Origin of the sequence: Pseudomonas sp. WS 5071 (genome assembly GCF_012985765.1) — a bacterium.
Lineage (GTDB): Bacteria > Pseudomonadota > Gammaproteobacteria > Pseudomonadales > Pseudomonadaceae > Aquipseudomonas > Aquipseudomonas lundensis_A.
This window is the reverse complement of the sequence record NZ_JAAQWY010000041.1, coordinates 1-19,711: the sequence shown is the minus strand read 5'-3', so window position 1 is coordinate 19,711 and position 19,711 is coordinate 1. Positions and strand designations below refer to the sequence as shown.

Annotated in this window: 21 protein-coding genes; 16 read left to right on the top strand and 5 right to left on the bottom strand. The window is 58.5% G+C overall.

What is annotated here, in order from left to right:
- Positions 1-20 precede the first annotated feature (20 nt).
- The 6 genes from HBN61_RS20575 (at position 21) to HBN61_RS20550 (ending at position 6,052) form a co-directional block, all read left to right on the top strand.
- On the top strand, positions 21-1,001 hold the full coding sequence (locus tag HBN61_RS20575; RefSeq protein WP_169963019.1) for a flavin reductase family protein: 981 nt from the start codon (positions 21-23) through the stop codon (positions 999-1,001).
- A gap of 50 nt (positions 1,002-1,051) precedes the next feature.
- A complete protein-coding gene (locus tag HBN61_RS20570) occupies positions 1,052-1,825 on the top strand; it encodes a glucose 1-dehydrogenase (RefSeq protein ID WP_094993005.1) in 774 nt (257 codons plus the stop codon).
- A 65-nt stretch (positions 1,826-1,890) separates the two neighbouring features.
- A complete protein-coding gene (locus HBN61_RS20565; protein WP_170047790.1) occupies positions 1,891-2,682 on the top strand; it encodes a fumarylacetoacetate hydrolase family protein in 792 nt (263 codons plus the stop codon).
- Between the two features lie 22 nt (positions 2,683-2,704).
- Complete coding sequence (locus tag HBN61_RS20560; RefSeq protein WP_170047798.1) at positions 2,705-3,634, top strand: acetaldehyde dehydrogenase (acetylating); 930 nt, start codon at positions 2,705-2,707, stop codon at positions 3,632-3,634.
- Positions 3,635-3,644: 10 nt separating this feature from the next.
- Positions 3,645-4,667 (top strand): 4-hydroxy-2-oxovalerate aldolase, encoded by a 1,023-nt coding sequence (gene dmpG / locus HBN61_RS20555; RefSeq protein WP_094992924.1) that lies wholly within the window; start codon positions 3,645-3,647, stop codon positions 4,665-4,667.
- Between the two features lie 71 nt (positions 4,668-4,738).
- Complete coding sequence (locus HBN61_RS20550; protein ID WP_170047789.1) at positions 4,739-6,052, top strand: spinster family MFS transporter; 1,314 nt, start codon at positions 4,739-4,741, stop codon at positions 6,050-6,052.
- Here the strand turns inward: HBN61_RS20550 and HBN61_RS20545 are convergent, their stop codons facing one another.
- On the bottom strand, positions 6,053-7,135 hold the full coding sequence (locus HBN61_RS20545; protein ID WP_170047788.1) for an NAD(P)H-dependent flavin oxidoreductase: 1,083 nt from the start codon (positions 7,133-7,135) through the stop codon (positions 6,053-6,055).
- Positions 7,136-7,245: 110 nt separating this feature from the next.
- Positions 7,246-8,814, bottom strand: coding sequence for a L,D-transpeptidase family protein (locus HBN61_RS20540; RefSeq protein WP_170047787.1), 1,569 nt, complete (start codon positions 8,812-8,814; stop codon positions 7,246-7,248).
- Between the two features lie 126 nt (positions 8,815-8,940).
- Here HBN61_RS20540 and HBN61_RS20535 point away from each other — a divergent pair, with 126 nt between their 5' ends.
- Positions 8,941-9,654, top strand: coding sequence for a murein L,D-transpeptidase catalytic domain family protein (locus HBN61_RS20535; protein ID WP_094992928.1), 714 nt, complete (start codon positions 8,941-8,943; stop codon positions 9,652-9,654).
- 131 nt (positions 9,655-9,785) lie between these two features.
- Positions 9,786-10,058 (top strand): hypothetical protein, encoded by a 273-nt coding sequence (locus tag HBN61_RS20530; protein WP_169963027.1) that lies wholly within the window; start codon positions 9,786-9,788, stop codon positions 10,056-10,058.
- 9 nt (positions 10,059-10,067) lie between these two features.
- On the opposite strand, the gene HBN61_RS20525 is transcribed toward HBN61_RS20530, so the two are convergent.
- Positions 10,068-10,736: a TetR/AcrR family transcriptional regulator gene (locus HBN61_RS20525; RefSeq protein WP_170047786.1), complete on the bottom strand. Its 669-nt coding sequence runs from the start codon at positions 10,734-10,736 to the stop codon at positions 10,068-10,070.
- Positions 10,737-10,972: 236 nt separating this feature from the next.
- Between HBN61_RS20525 and HBN61_RS20520 the strand changes: the two genes are divergently transcribed.
- The gene (locus HBN61_RS20520; protein WP_170047785.1) at positions 10,973-11,809 is read left to right on the top strand and encodes a TauD/TfdA dioxygenase family protein; all 837 of its coding nucleotides are present in this window, start codon (positions 10,973-10,975) and stop codon (positions 11,807-11,809) included.
- Between the two features lie 40 nt (positions 11,810-11,849).
- The gene (locus HBN61_RS20515; protein WP_169963031.1) at positions 11,850-12,620 is read left to right on the top strand and encodes a class II aldolase/adducin family protein; all 771 of its coding nucleotides are present in this window, start codon (positions 11,850-11,852) and stop codon (positions 12,618-12,620) included.
- Positions 12,621-13,091: 471 nt separating this feature from the next.
- Here HBN61_RS20515 and HBN61_RS20510 read toward each other — a convergent pair whose 3' ends face one another.
- A complete protein-coding gene (locus HBN61_RS20510; protein WP_170047784.1) occupies positions 13,092-14,279 on the bottom strand; it encodes an MFS transporter in 1,188 nt (395 codons plus the stop codon).
- Positions 14,280-14,407: 128 nt separating this feature from the next.
- Here HBN61_RS20510 and HBN61_RS20505 point away from each other — a divergent pair, with 128 nt between their 5' ends.
- Positions 14,408-15,301 (top strand): LysR family transcriptional regulator, encoded by an 894-nt coding sequence (locus HBN61_RS20505; RefSeq protein WP_170047783.1) that lies wholly within the window; start codon positions 14,408-14,410, stop codon positions 15,299-15,301.
- A gap of 354 nt (positions 15,302-15,655) precedes the next feature.
- Here HBN61_RS20505 and HBN61_RS20500 read toward each other — a convergent pair whose 3' ends face one another.
- Entirely contained in the window at positions 15,656-16,477 is an 822-nt protein-coding gene (locus HBN61_RS20500) for an SDR family oxidoreductase (protein WP_170047782.1), read from the bottom strand.
- A gap of 313 nt (positions 16,478-16,790) precedes the next feature.
- On the opposite strand from HBN61_RS20500, the gene folE reads away from it, so the two are divergent.
- The 5 genes from folE to HBN61_RS20475 form a co-directional block, all read left to right on the top strand.
- Positions 16,791-17,348 (top strand): GTP cyclohydrolase I FolE, encoded by a 558-nt coding sequence (folE, locus tag HBN61_RS20495; protein ID WP_094992936.1) that lies wholly within the window; start codon positions 16,791-16,793, stop codon positions 17,346-17,348.
- A gap of 81 nt (positions 17,349-17,429) precedes the next feature.
- Positions 17,430-17,972, top strand: a complete 543-nt coding sequence (locus HBN61_RS20490; RefSeq protein WP_094992937.1) for a DUF3833 domain-containing protein — start codon at positions 17,430-17,432, stop codon at positions 17,970-17,972.
- Positions 17,969-18,679 carry an SDR family NAD(P)-dependent oxidoreductase gene (locus HBN61_RS20485; RefSeq protein ID WP_169966172.1) on the top strand — a complete coding sequence of 237 codons (711 nt, stop codon included), beginning with the start codon at positions 17,969-17,971 and terminating at the stop codon, positions 18,677-18,679. The genes HBN61_RS20490 and HBN61_RS20485 overlap by 4 nt, the downstream gene beginning before the upstream one ends.
- Positions 18,680-18,693: 14 nt before the next feature.
- Positions 18,694-18,999 carry a DUF6482 family protein gene (locus tag HBN61_RS20480; RefSeq protein WP_170047781.1) on the top strand — a complete coding sequence of 102 codons (306 nt, stop codon included), beginning with the start codon at positions 18,694-18,696 and terminating at the stop codon, positions 18,997-18,999.
- A 548-nt stretch (positions 19,000-19,547) separates the two neighbouring features.
- Positions 19,548-19,711: transposase (locus tag HBN61_RS20475; RefSeq protein ID WP_170046922.1), on the top strand; the 164-nt coding region annotated here is incomplete at its 3' end.

The following is a 19,711-nucleotide window of genomic DNA, read 5'->3' as shown; positions in this document are numbered from 1 at the left end:
TTCAATCCATGAGGTTCGTCATGGCAATGCAAAGCAGCTTCGACCCGCAGGCGTTCCGCACGGCGCTGGGCACGTTCACCACCGGGGTGACGATCATCACCACACAGGCGGAAGACGGCTCGCCCATCGGCATCACCGCCAACAGCTTCAACTCGGTCTCACTCAACCCGCCTCTGGTGTTGTGGAGCCTGGCCAAGACCGCGCGCAGCCTGCCGGTCTTTACCAGCGGCAAACACTGGAACGTGCACGTGCTCTCCACTGAGCAGGAGCCGCTGTCAGGTCGTTTTGCCATGCAGGGCGAGAACAAGTTCGCAGAAATCCAGCTCGACAACGGCATCAGTGAGGCCCCGTTGTTACAGGACTGCACGGCACGTTTTCAGTGCCGTACCGCGTTCCAGTACGAAGGCGGCGACCACGTGATTTTTGTCGGGGAAGTGCTCGCTTTCGATCACAGCGACCGCGCCCCGCTTGCGTTCCAGAGCGGGCAATATGCCCTGGCCACGCGCAAACCCCGCAGTGAACTGCGTCTGGCCACCACCCCGCCGCCACCCGAGTGCAGCTACACCGAGGACTTGCTCGGGTACTTGCTCGGGCGTGCGCACTACCAATTGCTGGACGCCTTGCACCGTTTGCTGAGCAATCAGCAACTGGACGAACACGCGTTTTTCATCCTCTCGGTGCTGTGCATCCGTGACAACCTCAGCCTGTCCGAAATCAACACCTTCGTCAGCTATACAGGCCACGTCGTGACGGCCGCCAGCATGCGCTTTCTGGAGAAACAAAATCTGGTGGCCGTCGAGGGCAGTCATCAGGCACCGCGTTATGTGCTGACCGCCACAGGCCGCGAGACCTCGGTGCAGCAATTGGCACTGGCCAAGGCGGTCGAAGAAGACCTGTCGTCCAAGCTTGGCCCCGGCGATGCACAGGCGCTCAAGGTGCTACTCAAGCGCCTGATTGCCGCCAGCGATCCCGGCCTGCCTGACCTGTGGGCGCCACGCTGAGTCTTGTGCATGATGCGCAGGCCTTCCAAGAACAAAAACAAGGGATTTTCATGAACATCATTCAACGCTTTACCCTCACTGGCAGCGTGGCCGTCATCACCGGCGGCGGGCGCGGCATCGGCCGTGCCATCGCGCTGGCCTATGCCGAAGCAGGCGCCGACGTGGTGCTGGCTGCTCGCACCCTGAGCGATGTCGAAGCGGTGGCCGAGGATGTGCGCGGCCTGGGGCGACGCGCCCTGGCTGTGCAGTGCGACGTGAATGACGCCGAACAGCGCGCAGCCCTCATCACCCAGGCACGCGAGCACATGGGACGCATCACCCACCTGGTCAATAATGCCGGGGGCGCCGGGCCAAATGATCCGTTGACCCTGACCGTTGAACGCTTCGAAGAAATCATGCGTTTCAACGTCTCGTCGGCCTACCACTTGACCCAGCTGTGTGTGCCGCACATGCGCGAGGCTGGCTGCGGCAACATCATCAACATAACGTCAGGTGCTGCCCGATATGCGCAGACCCAGTTCAGCGCCTATGGCACTGCCAAGGCTGCGCTGAGCCACATGACACGTCTGTTGGCGCAGGATTTCGCGCCGCACGTGCGGGTCAACGGGATTGCACCGGGGCCAATCCTCACCGATGCCTTGAACCGCGTGCTGCCGGTGCCCATGCGCGAAGGCATGATCAAGGCCACCCCGCTGCAAAGCCTCGGTGAGCCGGAAGATATTGCCGCCGCTGCGCTGTACCTCGCCTCCCCGGCCTCGCGCTGGGTCACCGGTAAAATCCTTGAAGTGGACGGCGGCGCCGAATCGAGCGTGTGGCCGGGCTAATACCGCCACTACCGCAAACGTCGTCGCGGGTACAGGCCGCGACGGCAGGGCCAGAGAGAACCTATATGGACAGCAAACTGATTGAAGCGCTGGGCGATGAGCTGTTTCACGCCCTGCGCGAGCGCCGCAGCGTACCGCCGCTGACTCAACGCTACCCGGACCTCACGCTGGAAATGGCCTACCACATTTCCCTGCGTTTCCTGCAACGTCGTGAAGGCTTGGGGGAACAGGTTGTCGGTAAAAAAATCGGCGTTACCAGCCGCGCGGTGCAAGACATGCTCGACGTGCATCAACCCGACTTCGGTTTTTTAACCGATCGCATGCGGGTCGGTAATGACAGTGACGTGAGTTTTCAAACCCATCAATTAGTGCAACCCCGGGCCGAAGGCGAAATCGCCTTCATGCTTGGGCAAGACCTTCACGGTCCGGGCATCACCGCCGATGACGTAATGGCCGCCACGCAGTGGGTAGCCCCGTGCTTTGAGATCGTCGACTCGCGCATCGTCGACTGGAAAATCCGTATTCAAGACACCGTGGCCGACAACGCCTCGTGCGGCGTCTTCGCCCTGGGTGATGAACGCATCAACCCCCGTGAGCTGGACTTGGCCAAGGTGCAGTTGAACCTGCTGAAAAACGGTCAGCCCGCGGGCAATGGCTTGGGGTCTGCGGTGCAGGGGCACCCGTGTGAAGCCGTAGCGTGGCTGGCCAATACGCTGGGGAAGTTCAACATCCCGTTTCGCAAAGGCGAAATCATCCTTTCCGGTGCTCTGGCGCCGCTGGTACCCGTGCTGCCGGGGGACGACGTCAGCCTGACCCTCAGCGGGCTGGGCAGCGCCCGTCTGCGTTTCGTGTCCTGAACCTGTGATCGAGAGCTCAATGATGACCAAAAAGATCAAATGCGCCCTGATCGGGCCCGGCAACATCGGCACCGACCTGCTCTACAAACTGTTGCGCAGCGAGGTGCTGGAACCGGTGTGGATGGTGGGCATCGACGCCACGTCCGAAGGGTTATTACGCGCCCGGGACATGGGGCTCAAAACCACCAGTGAGGGCGTAGACGGCTTGTTGCCCCATGTGCTGAACGACAACATTCAGATTGCCTTTGACGCGACCTCGGCCTATGTCCATGCCGAAAACAGCCGCAAGCTCAATGCGCTGGACGTGTTGATGATCGACCTCACACCAGCCGCCATCGGCCCTTACTGTGTACCGCCGGTGAACCTGGCCGCCAACCTCGAACGCGGCGCGATGAATGTCAACATGGTCACCTGCGGCGGGCAGGCAACCATTCCGCTGGTGGCAGCAGTGTCCAGTGTTCAGCCCGTGGCGTATGCCGAAATTATCGCCACCGCAGCGTCCAAATCCGTAGGCCCCGGCACGCGCAAGAACATCGACGAATTCACCCGTACCACTGCCAGCGCCATCGAGCAGGTGGGCGGCGCCAAAAAAGGCAAGGCCATCATTATCGTCAACCCGGCAGAGCCGCCGTTGATCATGCGCGACACCGTGCATTGCCTGACCGAAACCGAGCCCGATCAAGCCGCCATTCGCCAAGCGATTGCCCACATGATCGCCCAAGTGCAGCAATACGTACCGGGGTACAAACTGGTCAACGGCCCAGTGTTTGACGGCAACCGCGTGTCGATTTTCATGGAAGTCGAAGGCCTGGGCGACTTCTTGCCCAAGTACGCCGGCAACCTGGACATCATGACTGCGGCAGCGGCACGTACCGCCGAAATGTTTGCCGAACAAATCCTGTCGGGCGACCTGCACCTGCGCGCCACCGCCCCGCAACCTGCCCTCGCTTAAGGAGTCGACCATGGACCTTCGCGGCAAAAAAATCACCGTGCATGACATGTGCCTGCGCGACGGCATGCACCCCAAGCGTCATCAGATCAGCTTGCAACAGATGAAAGACATTGCCTGCGGCCTTGACGCTGCTGGGGTGCCACTGATTGAAGTAACCCACGGCGACGGCCTGGGCGGCAGCTCGGTGAACTATGGCTTCCCGGCCCATACCGACGAGCAATACTTGTCGGCTGTGATCCCGATGATGAAAAACGCCAACGTGTCGGCGTTGTTGCTGCCCGGCATCGGCACGGTGGATCACCTGCAAATGGCCCATGACTTGGGCGTTAGCACGATCCGGGTGGCGACCCATTGCACCGAAGCCGACGTGTCGGAGCAGCACATCGCCTACGCCCGCAAGCTGGGCATGGACACTGTCGGGTTCCTGATGATGGCGCACATGAACAGCCCCGAAGGGCTGGTCAAGCAAGGCAAGCTGATGGAGAGCTTTGGCGCCAACTGCATTTACCTCACCGACTCCGCCGGGTACATGCTGCCCCACGACATCAGTGCCCGCGTCAGTGCCTTGCGGGCCGCGCTGCACCCGGACACAGAAATCGGCTTCCATGGCCATCACAACCTGTCGATGGGCGTGTCCAATTCCATCGCCGCTATCGCCGCAGGCGCCACTCGGATTGATGCCGCAGCCGCCGGCCTGGGTGCAGGTGCGGGCAATACGCCCATGGAGATTCTGGTGGCGGTGTGTGACCGCATGGGCATCGAAACGGGGGTCAGCGTGTTTGGCATACAGGACGTAGCCGAAGACTTGGTGGTGCCAATCATGGACTTCCCGATTCGCAGCGATCGCGATGCGCTGACCATGGGCTATGCCGGGGTGTATGGGTCGTTCCTGCTGTTCGCCAAACGCGCCGAGCAGAAATATGGCGTCCCCGCGCGGGAGATCCTGGTGGAAATGGGGCGTCGCGGCATGGTCGGCGGTCAGGAGGACATGATCGAAGACACCGCCATGACCCTGGCCCGTCAACGCGCCTGACCACCCCGCAGTTGCGAGCGCTGGCGGCCGTTCGCCAGCGCCCCGGATATTCAGCGCACAGAGAATCGACCATGTCCAACACCCACGTCGGCTGGCGCAGCCACGGCCTGCTGTTATTACTGGCTGCCGTCTTTGCTGACAACTTTGTCGGGCGGCAGATTCTGGCGGTGATGATTGAACCGATCAAACGCGAGTTCGGCGTGGGTGACACCGCACTGGGCCTGATATCGGGGCTGGCATTTGCCGGTGTCTATGCACTGCTCGGGCTGCCGGCCGGGCGTCTGGCCGATCGCATGTCGCGCACCCGCCTGCTGGCCGTGGCGTGTCTGTTGTGGGCCATCGCGACCATGGCCTGCGGGCTGGCGGTAAGTTTCTGGATGCTGGCACTGGCGCGCATGGCCGTCGCGGTGAGCGAGTCACCCACCACGTCAGCCTCCATGTCGATCATTGCCGACCTTTACCCGCCCCACCGCCGCTCTTTTGCGATCAGCTGCTTTACCGCAGCGCCGACCTTTTCGGCGGTCATCGGGCTCAGTCTGGGGGCGTGGGTGGTTGAACACTATGGCTGGCGCACGGCGTTTATTGCGATTGGCCTGCCCGCGTTGCTGTTCTCAACCGTACTGGCGTTTGTAGTCAAAGACCCGGCCCGGGGGCGCTGGGATCTGGCCGGTGCGCATGCCGCCCACCCGTTGCAGAGCCTGGGCGGTGAGGCGCGCAAACTCTGGGCCAATTCGGCCTACCGCTGCCTGATTATGGCGGGCGGCCTGTGCACCTTGAGTTCGTATGCCATCGGTATGTGGAACACCAGTTTTCTGGTGCGCTCCCACGGTTTGTCGCTGCAACACGCAGGCTTGCTGGCGGGTTTTATATGCGGCGGCGTTGCCGGTATCGGTGCTCTGTTCAGCGGCTGGCTGAGCGACCGCCTGACACCGCGCAACCCGCACTGGCAGGTCGCAATTCCTATCATCGGGCACCTCGCAGCCTTGTGTGCGCTGGTGACCTACCTGTTGTGGCCAGGCACCGTGTTCATGCAACTGGGCAGCGTACCGATCCCCAGTGCAATGCTGTGGTGCGCGCTCTACAGCTTTTTTGCCGTGTGGTGGGTGGCGCCGTCCTACAACCTGGTAACGCAACTGGTGCCGGCCAGCCGACGCGGTACCGCCATGGCTTTGCAGACCATTATTTCAACCTTGTTGGGCATCGGTGTTGGCCCCCTGCTGGCGGGGCTGCTTAGCGATGCGCTGCAACCCGCGTTTGGCATCGAGTCACTGCGTTACGCGCTGCTGCTCGTCAGTTTGCCGGTAGTAGGCTCGGTCGGTTTGCTGATTCGCACCGCAGGCCATGCGGCGCAAACCCACTACGTCCATGCTCCCCAACGTGCCTGATTACAGCGGGCGGCGATTTGCGTAATCGGTTATCAACCTGTGTGTGAGCGCATAGGAAGACAATTCCTGGGTCCGTCCAGGGCTCAGGGCGAATGCCTGCCCCGCCCACAGGTTGATGAAATCCCCCGACCCCTGAGGCTCTGTTTTGGCCTTGAGCGGCAACAGCACACCTCCAGCCAAGGGAAAAGCCGGAGCCAGAGGGTTTATCGGCCCGACTTCACGCATCACCCGATTGAGAATTCCGCGTGCGGGGCGCCCGGTGAACAGGTTGGTCAATGCCGTCTGGCTGGAGCTCGCTTCATGCAACGCCCGCCGGTGGGGGTGAGTCAATTTGGCTTGCGGGCAAAACAGGTAGGCCGTACCGATCTGCACCGCGCTTGCGCCCAAAGCAAAGGCCGCTGCAATCCCGCGTGCGTCTGCAATGCCCCCGGCTGCGATCACCGGGACTGAGACTGCATCGACGATCTGCGGCACCAATGCAAATGTGCCGGTCTGGGTGGTCAGCTCATCGCTCAAAAACATTGCCCGATGGCCACCGGCTTCGTAACCCATGGCAATGATCGCATCGCAGCCATGGCGTTCGAGCCACTGCGCCTCCTCGACCGTGGTGGCAGAGCTCAATATTTTGGCGCCACAGGCCTTGACCCGAGCCACCAATGCCGGGGCGGGTAAACCGAAGTGAAAGCTGACAATTTCCGGTCGCAACTGCTCGACGAGGGTGCAGGTTGCTTCATCGAAAGGCGCGCGGCTGGAGACGGGCGTGGGTGCGTCAAAGTCAGCACCGAGTTCGTCGTAGTAACCCTTGAATAGCGACTTCCAGTGCTGAGCACGTTCAGCATCGGCTACAGGCGCGACATGGCAAAAAAAGTTCAGGTTCAAGGGCTTGTCGCACGCAGCACGAAACGTGGCCACTTCGCCGCGAATTGTCTCCAGATCGAGGGTTGCACAGGCCAGTGAGCCCAAACCGCCCGCCTTCGCCACACCCATCATCATATCCGCGCCCGCCCCCAGCATTGGCGCTTGAATAATCGGGGCCGTGATGCCCGCCACGTCAATGAAGCGTGAGTCTGGCCAGCTGTTCATGAAGTGCTCTCCTGAGTGAGTCGTCTCGGGGACAAATTGCGTCGGGGGTCGAAGGTGTGTGGCCGGTGAAAAGGGGTGCTGTACACCCCTTTGGCCGCTTGCGAAGCCCGTCAGTTGACGGGTGATTTACGGACCAGGGCCGCAATCAACGCTGGATCGTGATCGTAAACGTCGGGCGCATACGTCACTTTACCGTCCATGTCAGCCTGGGCGGTCCAGTACGTCATTAAGATCGGCATGGGCTGTTCCAGTCGGAACTCATAGGTGCGCCCGGTGCTGAGCAATTCTTCAGTGCGGGCTTTTTCCGAAGGGCTGACCAGCCAGTCCCGCAGTTCGAAGGCCGATTCAACCCGTACACACCCTGAACTGAAAGCGCGCGGGGCTTTGCTGAACAGTGTCTGACTCGGGGTGTCGTGCAGATACACGGCGAACGGATTGGGGAACCGCACCACGATCTTGCCCAATGGATTGCGCGGACCTGCGCCCTGACGCAGCAAGATATTGCCCGGACGTTCCCAGTTGACCTCTTGAGGTGAAAGCTGCCGACCGCTGCTGTCGAGCACTTGCAGGTCATGGCGCGCCAGGTACGATTGATCGCGGCGGATTTGCGGCAGTTTGTCCTGCTTGAAAATGGTCGGCGGGATGGTCCAGGTCGGGTTGAGGGTCAAGCGTATGACACGGGATTTGAGCAACGGCGTTTGCCGGTCCGGCCTGCCCACTTGGGTACGGGTTTGCCAGACAGGCATGCCATTTTGGTAGACCATCAGCAACGCGGCCGGGACGTTGACCAGAAGACTGGTGGGCTCGAAGTCCTGAGCCATCCAGCGAAAACGCTCCAGATTGATGCGTAATTGATCCCGGCGCGCTTGCGCACTGACATTCATCTCCTTCAGAGTGCCCGGCCCGATGACGCCATCGGCTTGAAGCGAATGATCACGCTGAAAACTCTTTACGGCAGCGGCCAGTTCCGGCCCGTAGGTATTGTTCGTCAGCGTGGGCATGTGGCTCAGGTACCCCTCGCTCAGCATTCGTTCTGCCAACACAGGCACCCGCGCATCCTGCATGCCGGGTTTGAGCAGTTGCCCCTGCCCCACCACAGGCCAGCGAGGCAGCGGCTGCAAGCGTTCACGGGCGTACACCTTGCGCAGGTTCTGGTAGCGTTCCAGCGCAGGGCGCGCCTTGTCAAATGCGCTACCTATGTCCTGCAGGCCCGGCCCGGCAATTGCCAGAATCGGGGTCTGCCGATCAGGCAGTTCATCGCCGGAGTGCCAGACCGGCTCGAAACGCGATTGGTTCAAACGACCAAAATGCAGATCCTGCAGGGCTTGCAGGTATTGAAAGCTGGTATCGATGTCGGCGCATAAGCCCTGATCGTTGGGCAACGGGTAGTGCGCCGGGTCCAGGCCATCATCGGCCAACGTGGGCAGTTCGGCCTGCAACGCGGCAAGACGCCCATCCACCGACCACACCGGTTGAAAGTGCTGACCTTGGTAAAACGCCTGCAATAACTGCTGAGCCGGCGCGTTAATGCGTGGGGCCAGCGCAGGACACTCGCGGGGCAAATCCGTCAGCGCGACCTCAATCATCGTCGCCGGATCAACGGGCACCTCATCGGCCAGAGCGACCAATGGCGCTGCGAGCAAAGCAATGCTCAAGTAACATGCGTGTTTTTTGATCAACTGCTTTACTCCAATCCATGGCCATCATGGTTGATGGATAACCGTATCACCCGTCGACGTTGCACAGGTCAGCACCTGTCTGGACGGGACATTTGGAGCCTATACAACAGTGAGAACCCTAGACCTATGCTGACTTTCCTGCGACGGCTTTGTCTGGCCGCCGCGACCGTGGGCCTGTTTACCAGCCCTGTGTTCGCCGCCAGCCCCTCTACACCGGTACTGTTCAACAGCCTCGCCCAGGCAGCACCAGAACTCAATCCCCAAGCACTAAAAAGTGCCATCAGCGCCATGCAATGCGCCGTGAACAATGGCGCCAGCCAGGCTCGGCATCTGGCAGTGATTGACTACTCGCAGCCATCTACTGCGCGCCGCTTGTGGATCTTCGACCTGCAAAGCAAGCGCCTGGTATTACGCGATCTGGTCGCTCACGGGCAAAACTCCGGGGAAAACTTCGCCACCCAATTTTCCAATGACGAAGGCAGCTACCAGTCCAGCCTGGGCTTGTTCCGCACTCAAGAAAGTTACAAAGGCACCCATGGCTATTCACTGCGCATGGATGGCCTTGAGCCTGGCATCAATGACCGGGCACGCGACCGGGCCATCGTGATTCATGCCGCCAGCTATGTGAATCCGCTCTGGAGCGAGCGCCAGGGCCGCATCGGCCGCAGCCAGGGCTGCCCAGCGGTTCGGCCGCAAGTGGCGCGTAAAGTGGTAGACAAACTCAAGGACGGACAGTTCATGTTCGCGTGGTACCCCGACAAGCGTTGGCTCCAGTCCTCGGCTTACCTCAACTGCCAGCCTCGGCTGGTTGCCAGCATCGTCTCGGCAAAAGGCAGTTGAGAAACAGCGTTCAGCCATTCCCAGGCTAGCGCAGTAATTAGTACTACAGACCTTCCGCTAAGAGACTACGCTACGAGCTGTCATTAACATGGCGCCTCGTAGCGAGGTTCCACTCGACAAGGAACGCTGTAGTGACATTTGTATTGAAGTTCGAACAGGCCGGTCAGGCCAGCGTTCTAGACGTTGCAGGCATAGAAGATGCCCTCGCACTCGTGACCGAGGCTCACAGTGCCCTCGAAAACCCCACCTTGTATTTCGAGCCCAAGCAAACTTACTGCGCATTACAGCCCGGTGTGAGCCTTGAGTCAGTGGCTCAGGAACTGGACAGCCAATGGGAGTGGGCAGCTGATGACACCCTCAAGGTCCACCCCACGCTCAAAGCGAAATACCAGCTGCAGCAATAACGCTTAGCGCTATTGCCTGCTGCTCAAGCCAAACGTGCATGGACGCAGGCAGCCCATGGCCATTGCCAGCAGACTGTCCTGCAGAGCCGTCGACTCCAGCTGCTCCGGTATGTCTTGCAGTACGCCACGGATGACCTCGCGCAATCCTTGGCCGAGCAGGTACGCGGCCAATTCCGGATGCGGTGTTGTGATCTCACTTTTATACATCGTCAAAAGTGGCAGCCAGGTCGCCTCGATAAACTCCCCTGCCGTCTTGTAGGGCCCGCGCCACATGCCCAAGTGCAGGGCCGAGTGGTACCGCAAGTGAAAAGCCTTGTTCAATTTGAACAGGCGCATTTCAACACGCACGATATTTCCGAGAATTTCCCGCAGTGCCGATTTCAACGGTACGCCCCGTAGCCGCTCACGCACCCTCAAGAGTTGTTCGGCCTCTTGGTCGAGTACACGTTCGTACAGCAGGGCAATGATGGCGTCCTTGTTGGGAAAGTATTGATAGATCGACCCGACTGCGACGCCGGAAACGTCTGCAATGCGGGCCACGGTGAGCGAGTCCTCCCCGGATTCATCGAGAATCCGCAAACACGCCTGCTCTACCGCTTCGACCAGTGCACGTGAGCGCGACTGGGAGGGTCGCTTGCGTAAAGCCGGAAGCGCCTGCTGTGTTGTTATCAGGTCCATTACGTTGTGTGCCTGTTCTTGTATGGAAATCCGAGCCCGACCTTCTCAGCATCCGCATGAAATCCAATTAACCCATGTAAATCAGCATGTTAGACAAACGCAAAGGGTGTTCTGGAATGCGAATATCTCAACGCGGGCGCCCTCAGTATGATCATTGCGGTCGATCCGACAACATCTAAACGTGTCGCCATGCGCTTGATCCGCTCAGGTGTTGGCGCCCTGCCAGGAGATTGTTTATGTCTTCAACGTTCACTGTATTGCCCCTGGGTCCACATCTGGGAGGCGAAGTCGTCGATCTGGATCTTTCTTCTGTCGTTTTGCCGCAGACATTGGAGGCCCTTGAAGCCGCTCTTATCAAACATGAAGTTATCGTGCTGCATGCCCCCGGGCTGAAACCCGAACAACATCTGGCCATCGCACGGTATTTCGGGGAGCCCGAAGTCCACACGTTTTACCCCAATCTGGGCAATGGTTTTGAAGAAATTACGGTGATCGACTCCAAGCTGGGCGACAGGGCTGACATGTGGCATCACGACGAAAGCTTTTTGCCCCACCCGCCTGTCGTCACCATGACCCATGCCCAGATACTGCCGCCTACCGGCGGTGACACCTGCTGGGTCAGTATGACCACCGCCTACGAGGCGTTGTCTGAACGCATGAAGCACTACCTCGAGGGACTGAGTGCCTGGCACGACATGAACGCGCCTATCACGGCCGCCCTGCGCCAGAACGTCGTCACACATGAACGCTATCTGGAGGTCGTCAGCATGAACCGGCGGCACCTCCACCCTCTGGTCATCAGACACCCCATTTCAGGACGCCAGGCGCTGTACCTCAGCCCGACCTACACCACCCACATTGAAGGCCTCGCCAGCGCCGAAAGCGAGGCGGTGCTTGCTTACTTGCATGCACATTGCCAGCACGTGCAATTCGGCTTTCGCCACCGCTGGACGGTCGGTGACATGGTGCTCTGGGACAACCGCAGCGTACTCCACAACGCCATCCTGGATTACAAACCGCATCAACGACGCATGCAACGCACTTCGGTGTTTGCCCACGCCCGTCATGGATAAACCATTGCTTAGCATCGCCGTTCAGAAGAAGGAAGCCGTCATGTTAAAGGACACGCTTAATTACGACATGCTCGCCCGCTACATCCCACGGCCAGGCCGTCACGCCCTGTTACCCGAGCTGACCGCCCGGCAAACCGTTGCGCTGCTGTGCCGGGTTTTGTCCCGAGAAGGTTACAACGATCACATTGCTGGCCACATCACTGTGCGCCAGGATGACGGCACTTACCTTGCCAACCCTTGGGAATTGACGTGGTCAGAAGTAACCGCTTCGGACATCGTGCGGCTCGATGCGCAAGGCCAAGTGATCGAAGGCGACTGGAACATTACCCCGGCAATCAACCTGCACATCGAGGTGCACGCTGCCCGCCACGATGTGGGGGTGGTCATCCACAATCACCCGCAATGGGGCTCGATCTGGTCAGCCGCAGGCCGTATCCCACCGATTTATGACCAGACATCCGCATTGGTCGACACAGACCCTGTGCTCTATGACGAGTACCGTGGCACGGTTGAAGACGCTGATCTGGGCCGCGCCGTGGTGGACGCATTGGGCTCGCAAAAATGGGCAATGCTCGCAAATCATGGTGTGTTGATCGTCGCCAATGGCATTCGTCAGGCGCACTTGCGAGCGATTACCCTGGAATGGCGCAGCCGTTTGGCATGGCATGTAGAGACGCTAGGTGGTGGCAGCCCCTTGCCCTCAAACGTAGCCTTGGCCACCGGCAAGCGTACCGACGCCAATGGGTTTCCGTTTTTGTGGGAAGCCATGGCGCGCGAAGAGATACGGCGCGACCCCGGAGTCCTTGAATAACCGTTGGCGGCCAAACAGTGCCCTTCCTGCTGCTTGATCGGGAATCTCAAAGCGCGTGGCAGGGCTTTTATGAAGACTGCCGCGCTCGCTGCACACTGATCGCAAACCTTCCCCGAGGGTCAAGCTTGCGGGGGGCTGTCACCAAGGTGCGGTCAGTGAAAAAGGAACTCGCAGGGTTTCAACATGAATCGCCCCGGGTTTCCTAGACACCCTTTTGCCTTAAATGGACTGCCCCCGGCGCCATAGACATCTCCAGCCTATGCTCGCCGACGGTCATCCACATGCGAGATTTCTCCGTAATCGAAGACGCCGACGCGGCATCATTCATTAAGATGTAACTGCCAAGCACGAGAGCTGAATACAGCACACCAAGCCAACGAAGTGGCCGCTTGCTCCAGCTTTCGCGCTGCTAGGCATTTGCGACGGGTAAATGCTCCCGGTCATAACCATTCTCCTGGAACGTTGCGTAACTCAAGGGACTCTAGAGGATGTTGCATGTGACGTCAGTACCGTCACCGCTGCCCCCAGCAGCAGCACGATTGCACTAGCGAAAAACGTGCGCTGATAGCCGTGACTATCGAACAGCAGTCCACCCACGGTTGAGCCCAGAGCAATGGACAGTTGAATCACGGCTACCATCAGGCCGCCTCCAGCCTCGGCATTATTTGGCATCGCCTGTGCTACCCAATTCCACCAGCCCACCGGGGCCGCAGTCGCCAACAGTCCCCATAACCCCAGCAGTGCACCAACAACGAAGGTCGAGTGGCCAAAAGGGATCAGTGCCAGAGCGATCAAGGCCATCAAGACCGGAATGACTATTAATGTCTGGAACAGGCTGCGCCTTAGAAATCGGCCGATAATCAAGGTACCGATAAAGCCTGTCGAGCCGATCACCAGTAAGATCAACGACAGCATGGATACATCGACGCGCGTTACCGTTTCAAGGAAGGGCCGCAGGTAGGTGAATAGCGCAAACTGCCCCATGAAGAAGGCTCCGCAACCGACCATACCCAGTGCCACTGAACGATTCTTTAACAGCTTGAACACGTTCCCTGATTCCGTTCTACGCGGTCCCACCTTCATGGGCCGGAGGCTGATGTACATCCAGGTCAGAGCAATCGCCGCGATGGGCACTACACAAAGAAAAGCACCGCGCCAGCCAATAATCGAGCCCAAATAACTGCCCAACGGTGCGGCAATTACGGTAGCCAGCGCGTTACCGCCGTTGAAGATGGCTAGTGCTTTCGGCACCTGCGGGGCGGGTACCAAGCGCATAGCCGTCGCCGCGGACATCGCCCAGAAACCGCCAATGACCACACCGATGAGCGCACGGCCGACCATGTAAGTTTGATAGTCGGGGGCCAGCCCGACGATCAAACCCGAGACGGCCATCAACCCGGCCAGTGCCATCAGCAACAGCTTGCGATCGAGGGTTCTGGCAAGCCACGAGATCGACAGGCTAGTTAGCACGGCAAATGCCCCCGAAATCGCAATGCCTTGCCCGGTCATCCCTTCGCTAACCTGAAGATCAAGGGCTATCGGCGTCAGCAGGCTGGCAGGCATGAATTCAGAAGCGATCAGGGCGAAAACACACAGCGTCATTGCAAAGACCCCGCTCCAGTAGGCAGGAGCCTCGTTGCTGGTTGAAACAGTGGCCATTGGGTCCTCGCGACTAATCGTATTCATGCCGGTCATGGTGGCGAACGAATACTCACGCGACTAGCTAATGAATGCTTAACAAGGCTATAAGTTTAGCTAATCAATAGCTGCATAAGGTGCTGCGTACCATGGTCAGAGGAAACCTCAACGATCTGCTTTCATTCGTGACAGTGGCGCGTGAAGGCAGCTTCACCCGTGCCGCCGGGATACTGGGAGTTACCCAGTCGGCACTGAGCCAGGCCATCAGAGGTCTGGAATCGCGCCTGCAAATCAGGTTGCTGACGCGCACCACCCGCAGCGTCTCGCCGACTGTCGCGGGCGAGCGGCTGCTGCAAGCGATCGGTAATCGCTTCGATGAGATTGAGGCGGAACTGGATAACCTGACGCAAATGCGCGACAAGCCTGCGGGCACCGTACGTATCACCTGCGGCGATCATGTTCTGCGCACCACGTTGCTACCCAAACTATCTGCGCTGCTCCACGAATACCCGGACATCAACGTTGAGTTCGACGTGAGTTACGGATTCAGGGACATTGTGGCGGATCGTTTTGATGCAGGTGTGCGCCTGGGCGACACCATCGACAAAGACATGATCGCAGTTCCGATAGGCCCGCAATTGCGGATGGCTGCTGTCGCCGTGCCAGGGTACTTTGCCAGCCGTGGCATTCCCGAAAACCCGCGCGACCTGATGAACCATAGCTGTATCAACCAGCGTATGCAGACATCTGGCGGGCTTTATGTATGGGACTTTGAGCAGCGAGGCAAGCAGGTGAACGTGCGTGTAAACGGCCAGCTTATTTTCAACACGTCCAGCCATATCGTAGATGCGGCCTTGGCCGGGCTGGGCATCGCGTACCTGCCAGAAGAAGAGTTTGAGCCGCACCTGCGTGAAGGTAGGCTGGAGCGGGTGCTGGAAGATTGGTGCCCACCGTTCTCTGGCTACTATTTGTATTACCCCAGCCGTCGACAACCGTCCCCCGCCTTTACACTGGTTGCCAATGCATTGCGCAAAGCTGTGTAGACGGGACAGCCTTTTGGTGTAGATACAGTTGGTCTGAAGCCTGAGCAGTGCAGCGCGTTGCAAAAAAGATAATCCCAGCGCTATTAAGTACAAAAACCATAACTAAATTAAGCCATCCGTTAATGTCCGCTTTTGGCCGATTCTGTTGAAAAAGTCGGCCATGCTTTCCAACGCAGAAAAGTACGCGTTTGAAATTGAAATCTTTACTTTGAACAAAGGGTTTCGGGGGCAGATTTGGCGTAGCTGCGCTTAAAAAATGCATTTGCAGCAATCAATACGTGTGCAGCCTGGAAGGATCGACTTTTTCAACACAATCGGTCAAAAACTGTCTTTCGCAGGCGCGATCTTAATGTCCTAGGTTTCGCTGTCGTCCAGGACTGCCGGAGTCGCAGCCGTCCCAGCCAACAGACCACCATCAATATTGAACTCGCTGCCCGTGATGTACGTAGCGTCATCCGACGCGAGCAACAAGGCCAGAGCGGCCACTTCTTCAGGCATACCGAATCGCCTGAGCGGAGTGTCTCGAACCAGCGCAGCCATTCGCTCTTCGCGACCGGCATCGCTACCTAACATGGGTTCCCACATGGGAGTAAGGATGGCCGCCGGATGAATCGAGTTGCATCGAACGCTCAGTCCTTGTTCGGCGCAGTAAAGCGCCACTGTTTTAGTGTGATTGCGAACGGCAGCTTTGGACGACGCATACGCTGCAGCCCCTGGAATGCCAACGAGGCCGGAGCGAGAGGAAATGTTGACGATGGAACCGGCTCCTGACTGGCGCATGGAGCGAATGGCGTATTTGCATCCGAGGAATACTCCGTCGAGATTAGTTTGATGCACGGAACGCCAATCTTCCAGACTTGCATGTTCCGGGTCATGTCGCTCAGCGCCGCTCTCGAATCCGGTGATGCCCGCGTTATTCACGAGGATATTCCAATTCCGGCCTTGATTTGTAATCTGCGTGGCCAATCGTTGCCAATCCTCTTCACGCCGCACATCCAGACGCTGAAAGCAGGCGCTACTACCCAACGAGCTTGCAACCGCATTACCAAGATCGTCGTTAATATCAGTGACGTAAACGAAGCAACCTTCTTGCACAAAGAGCCTTGCAATGGCGGCGCCGATGCCTTGAGCCGCGCCGGTGACGACCGCTGTCTTGGAAACCAGTTTATTTTCCATAAATGATGATATCTCCATGATTAAGCGTGTTCAGAGCCCGTAATAATCAGCCAATGCCCTATCCCATGCTCACGCTTGGCAAAGAGGCTATTCCATAACCGAATGCCGCGAAACCTGAAAAGCTGGGCCAGGCAGGGTCAGTCATTGGGCAAACGAGAAATGAGGTTTTCGCATCTGCAAAAAAAAGATTGCCAATTCATTGTCAGGTGATTTTTTTCAGCCTACCTTAAACAAACCTATACAAGAAGTTTTTCCTGTATAACTATTTGACTATGGATTTGCACACACTCATAGCCCAACCGCGAGAAATTGAATGAACCCACTATTAGCCAGCCATTACCGGGAAATTCTCGTCGGTCTCGGTGAAAACCCCGAGCGCGAGGGCTTGTTAGACACGCCCAAGCGTGCCGCCAAAGCAATGCAGTACCTGTGCAATGGCTACACGTTGAGCCTAGAAGACGTCACTAACGGAGCCTTATTCGAGTCGCAGAGCGATGAAATGGTGATCGTCAGGGACATCGAGCTTTATTCCTTGTGTGAGCATCACATGTTGCCCTTCATCGGCAAGGCGCATGTGGCGTACATCCCCACCGGCAGAGTCCTGGGGCTGTCGAAGGTCGCGCGAGTGGTTGATATGTTCGCACGTCGCCTACAGATCCAAGAAAACCTTACCCGGCAGATTGCTGAAGCTATCCAGCAGATTACTGATGCCGCCGGTGTGGCCGTGGTCATTGAAGCTAGGCACATGTGCATGATGATGCGCGGCGTAGAGAAGCAGAATTCGGTCATGACTACCTCCGTAATGCTGGGCAACTTCCGTGATAGTTCGACGACGAGGCAGGAATTCCTACAGCTCATCGGACGACGATAAACTTATACACTGACTGCAAACTGTACAGCTGCATCGCTCGAAACTTCATCCTCACACTTGTGTACTTTAGGGATTAAGGCAATGACCCGATTTCTGCTGTTACTGGCAATGGTACTCAGCGTCACGAGCTGTACCAGTGTGGATGTTGCCCGGTATGCGGATCAGCAACCGGCGTTGAATCTGGAGCATTTTTTCAGCCAGCCCGTCAAAGCCTGGGGGATGTTTCAGAAGCGCAACGGTGAGGTGGCCAAGCGTTTCGAGGTCAACATCGTCAGCCGTCGCGAAGGCAACAACCTAATTCTCGACGAGCGCTTCCTCTATAGCGACGGCACCCGCCAGCGTCGCGTCTGGACCCTCACGCCAGAGGGCCAGGGACGCTGGAGCGGCCGCGCGGAGGATGTGGTCGGTATCGCCAGGGGCCACGTCGTCGGAAACACGTTGCACTGGCGATACAACCTGAACCTGCCAGTCGATGATTCGACCTACGAAATGAGCATGGACGACTGGATGTACTTGATGGACGAAGACACATTGATCAACCGCACCCGTATGTCCAAGTTCGGGGTTGAGGTCGGTCAGGTGACGATATTCTTCCGCCGCCAGGGCGCCGGGGTGAGCCAATGAACCACCTCCTGACCATGACCTCCCTCGACGACGGGTATCGCGCGCTGGTGATCGGTGCTAGCGGCGCCCTCGGCACAGCGTTTTGCGAACACCTGAGGCAGGATCCGCGCTGCGCCGGGGTTCGTGCGCTAGGGCGCCATACCGTTCCCGAGCTGGACCTTGAACGACCGGAAACGATTGCCAGCGCCGCCACCGAACTGGCCGCAGAAGCGCCGTATCAACTGATCGTACACGCGGCCGGCCTGCTCCATCGCGACGGGATCAAACCGGAAAAAAGCATCAGCGCCATCGAGCCGGAGGCGCTGCAGGCTGTGTTTCAAGTGAACACGCTGGGGCCGGCCATCGTGTTGCGCTACTTTTTACCGCTGCTCGCACCGCGCGGAGCGATGGCTATGCTATCGGCAAAGGTCGGCAGCATTGGCGACAACCGTTTGGGCGGCTGGTATGCCTACCGGGCTTCCAAAGCCGCACTGAACATGCTGATCAAGACTGCCGCCATCGAACTGGCCCGCACCCACCCGTACAGCCGGTTGCTAACCCTGCATCCAGGCACGGTTGTGTCGGGGCTGTCGCACCCTTTTCGCGTAGCCGACAGCGCACGCCCCGCAGGCGTTGCCGCGGCCCAATTACTGACCTTGATTGACCAGTTGACACCGGCCGACAGCGGCCATTTCTTTGCTTACGATGGAGAACGCCTGCCCTGGTAGGCAAGGAGTGAAGCATGAACCTGCAAACCCTAACCGAACATGCGGCCAACAGTGAAATACGCGAGCTGGAGCTGCTGTCACTCGAAGGCGGTGTTTATTTGGCACGGATCCGCCTCGATCACGGGCAATTCACCCTGCTTGACGAGGCGGCCAAGCCGATGCACCTGCGTTCGATGACCCACCTGCGTGATTTGCTGCAGACCGTGCCGGCATTTCCTTGTGTGCTGGTGCAGCAATGCGTGCATGACGAAATGTGTGGCCGGGATACCGGGCCTGTCGAAGAGATGCGCCTTCCGTTTACGCTCACCACTCCATTATGAAGATGTCTTTCAACGGCTACGAGACTACGTCAAAGGTCAGTAATAGTTGAGAAGTCTGCCGCTTCGGCGTAGCCGAGGCGGTTTTTTGTCCAAACAACACGCTAGTGGGATGCACAGAACTCAGTGTGCAGAGCTACAAGCGGCTACAACTTCAATGCCAGCTGCAACATGCTGACTAAGTCCGATCCGTGCTCATTGGTCACCGTTCCGCAGCGCTGGCGGATCATGCTCGCGTTGGTATGCAACGTATGCACGGAGCTCCAATCCAAAGCAAGCATTTGAACAAAGTCACGCAATACTGCCGTTGTAGGGTTAAAAAGGGGCCTACGGTGAAGACTTTAACGTCCGATTTTGCCAGAACTCGTCGTTCGTAAAAGCCTGCTTCTGGCGGGGAACTGCCCTTCGTGGCAGGCAGTTATCGTGCAGAAGCAGTCATGAGCCCTATTAAAAATGAAACGCGGTTTGGAAACGGGCCCCCGGTGTCAGGCTAGTTGTCGCCTGAGCTGATTTATCAAAACGATAGATCGGGGGCGTCAAAGAGAGCTGTAATGTCGAGCTATTCACCTGAGCGTAAAGCTGCCCTGCTGAACAAGTTACTCCCGCCACTCAACCACTCCGTAGCTGAGCTCGCTCGCCAAGAAGGTGTCCCCGAAGCGACGCTGTATGCTTGGCGCACCAAGCTCAAAGCAGGAGGCGCGGTAGTGCCTGGAGA

Bases quoted from the DNA above. Each gene is read 5' to 3' on its own strand.
- HBN61_RS20575 (WP_169963019.1), top strand. From the start codon at position 21: ATGGCAATGCAAAGCAGCTTCGACCCGCAGGCGTTCCGCACGGCGCTG.
- HBN61_RS20570 (WP_094993005.1), top strand. From the start codon at position 1,052: ATGAACATCATTCAACGCTTTACCCTCACTGGCAGCGTGGCCGTCATC.
- HBN61_RS20565 (WP_170047790.1), top strand. From the start codon at position 1,891: ATGGACAGCAAACTGATTGAAGCGCTGGGCGATGAGCTGTTTCACGCC.
- HBN61_RS20560 (WP_170047798.1), top strand. From the start codon at position 2,705: ATGACCAAAAAGATCAAATGCGCCCTGATCGGGCCCGGCAACATCGGC.
- dmpG (WP_094992924.1), top strand. From the start codon at position 3,645: ATGGACCTTCGCGGCAAAAAAATCACCGTGCATGACATGTGCCTGCGC.
- HBN61_RS20550 (WP_170047789.1), top strand. From the start codon at position 4,739: ATGTCCAACACCCACGTCGGCTGGCGCAGCCACGGCCTGCTGTTATTA.
- HBN61_RS20545 (WP_170047788.1), bottom strand. From the start codon at position 7,135: ATGAACAGCTGGCCAGACTCACGCTTCATTGACGTGGCGGGCATCACG.
- HBN61_RS20535 (WP_094992928.1), top strand. From the start codon at position 8,941: ATGCTGACTTTCCTGCGACGGCTTTGTCTGGCCGCCGCGACCGTGGGC.
- HBN61_RS20525 (WP_170047786.1), bottom strand. From the start codon at position 10,736: ATGGACCTGATAACAACACAGCAGGCGCTTCCGGCTTTACGCAAGCGA.
- HBN61_RS20520 (WP_170047785.1), top strand. From the start codon at position 10,973: ATGTCTTCAACGTTCACTGTATTGCCCCTGGGTCCACATCTGGGAGGC.
- HBN61_RS20515 (WP_169963031.1), top strand. From the start codon at position 11,850: ATGTTAAAGGACACGCTTAATTACGACATGCTCGCCCGCTACATCCCA.
- HBN61_RS20510 (WP_170047784.1), bottom strand. From the start codon at position 14,279: ATGGCCACTGTTTCAACCAGCAACGAGGCTCCTGCCTACTGGAGCGGG.
- HBN61_RS20505 (WP_170047783.1), top strand. From the start codon at position 14,408: ATGGTCAGAGGAAACCTCAACGATCTGCTTTCATTCGTGACAGTGGCG.
- HBN61_RS20500 (WP_170047782.1), bottom strand. From the start codon at position 16,477: ATGGAAAATAAACTGGTTTCCAAGACAGCGGTCGTCACCGGCGCGGCT.
- folE (WP_094992936.1), top strand. From the start codon at position 16,791: ATGAACCCACTATTAGCCAGCCATTACCGGGAAATTCTCGTCGGTCTC.
- HBN61_RS20490 (WP_094992937.1), top strand. From the start codon at position 17,430: ATGACCCGATTTCTGCTGTTACTGGCAATGGTACTCAGCGTCACGAGC.
- HBN61_RS20485 (WP_169966172.1), top strand. From the start codon at position 17,969: ATGAACCACCTCCTGACCATGACCTCCCTCGACGACGGGTATCGCGCG.
- HBN61_RS20480 (WP_170047781.1), top strand. From the start codon at position 18,694: ATGAACCTGCAAACCCTAACCGAACATGCGGCCAACAGTGAAATACGC.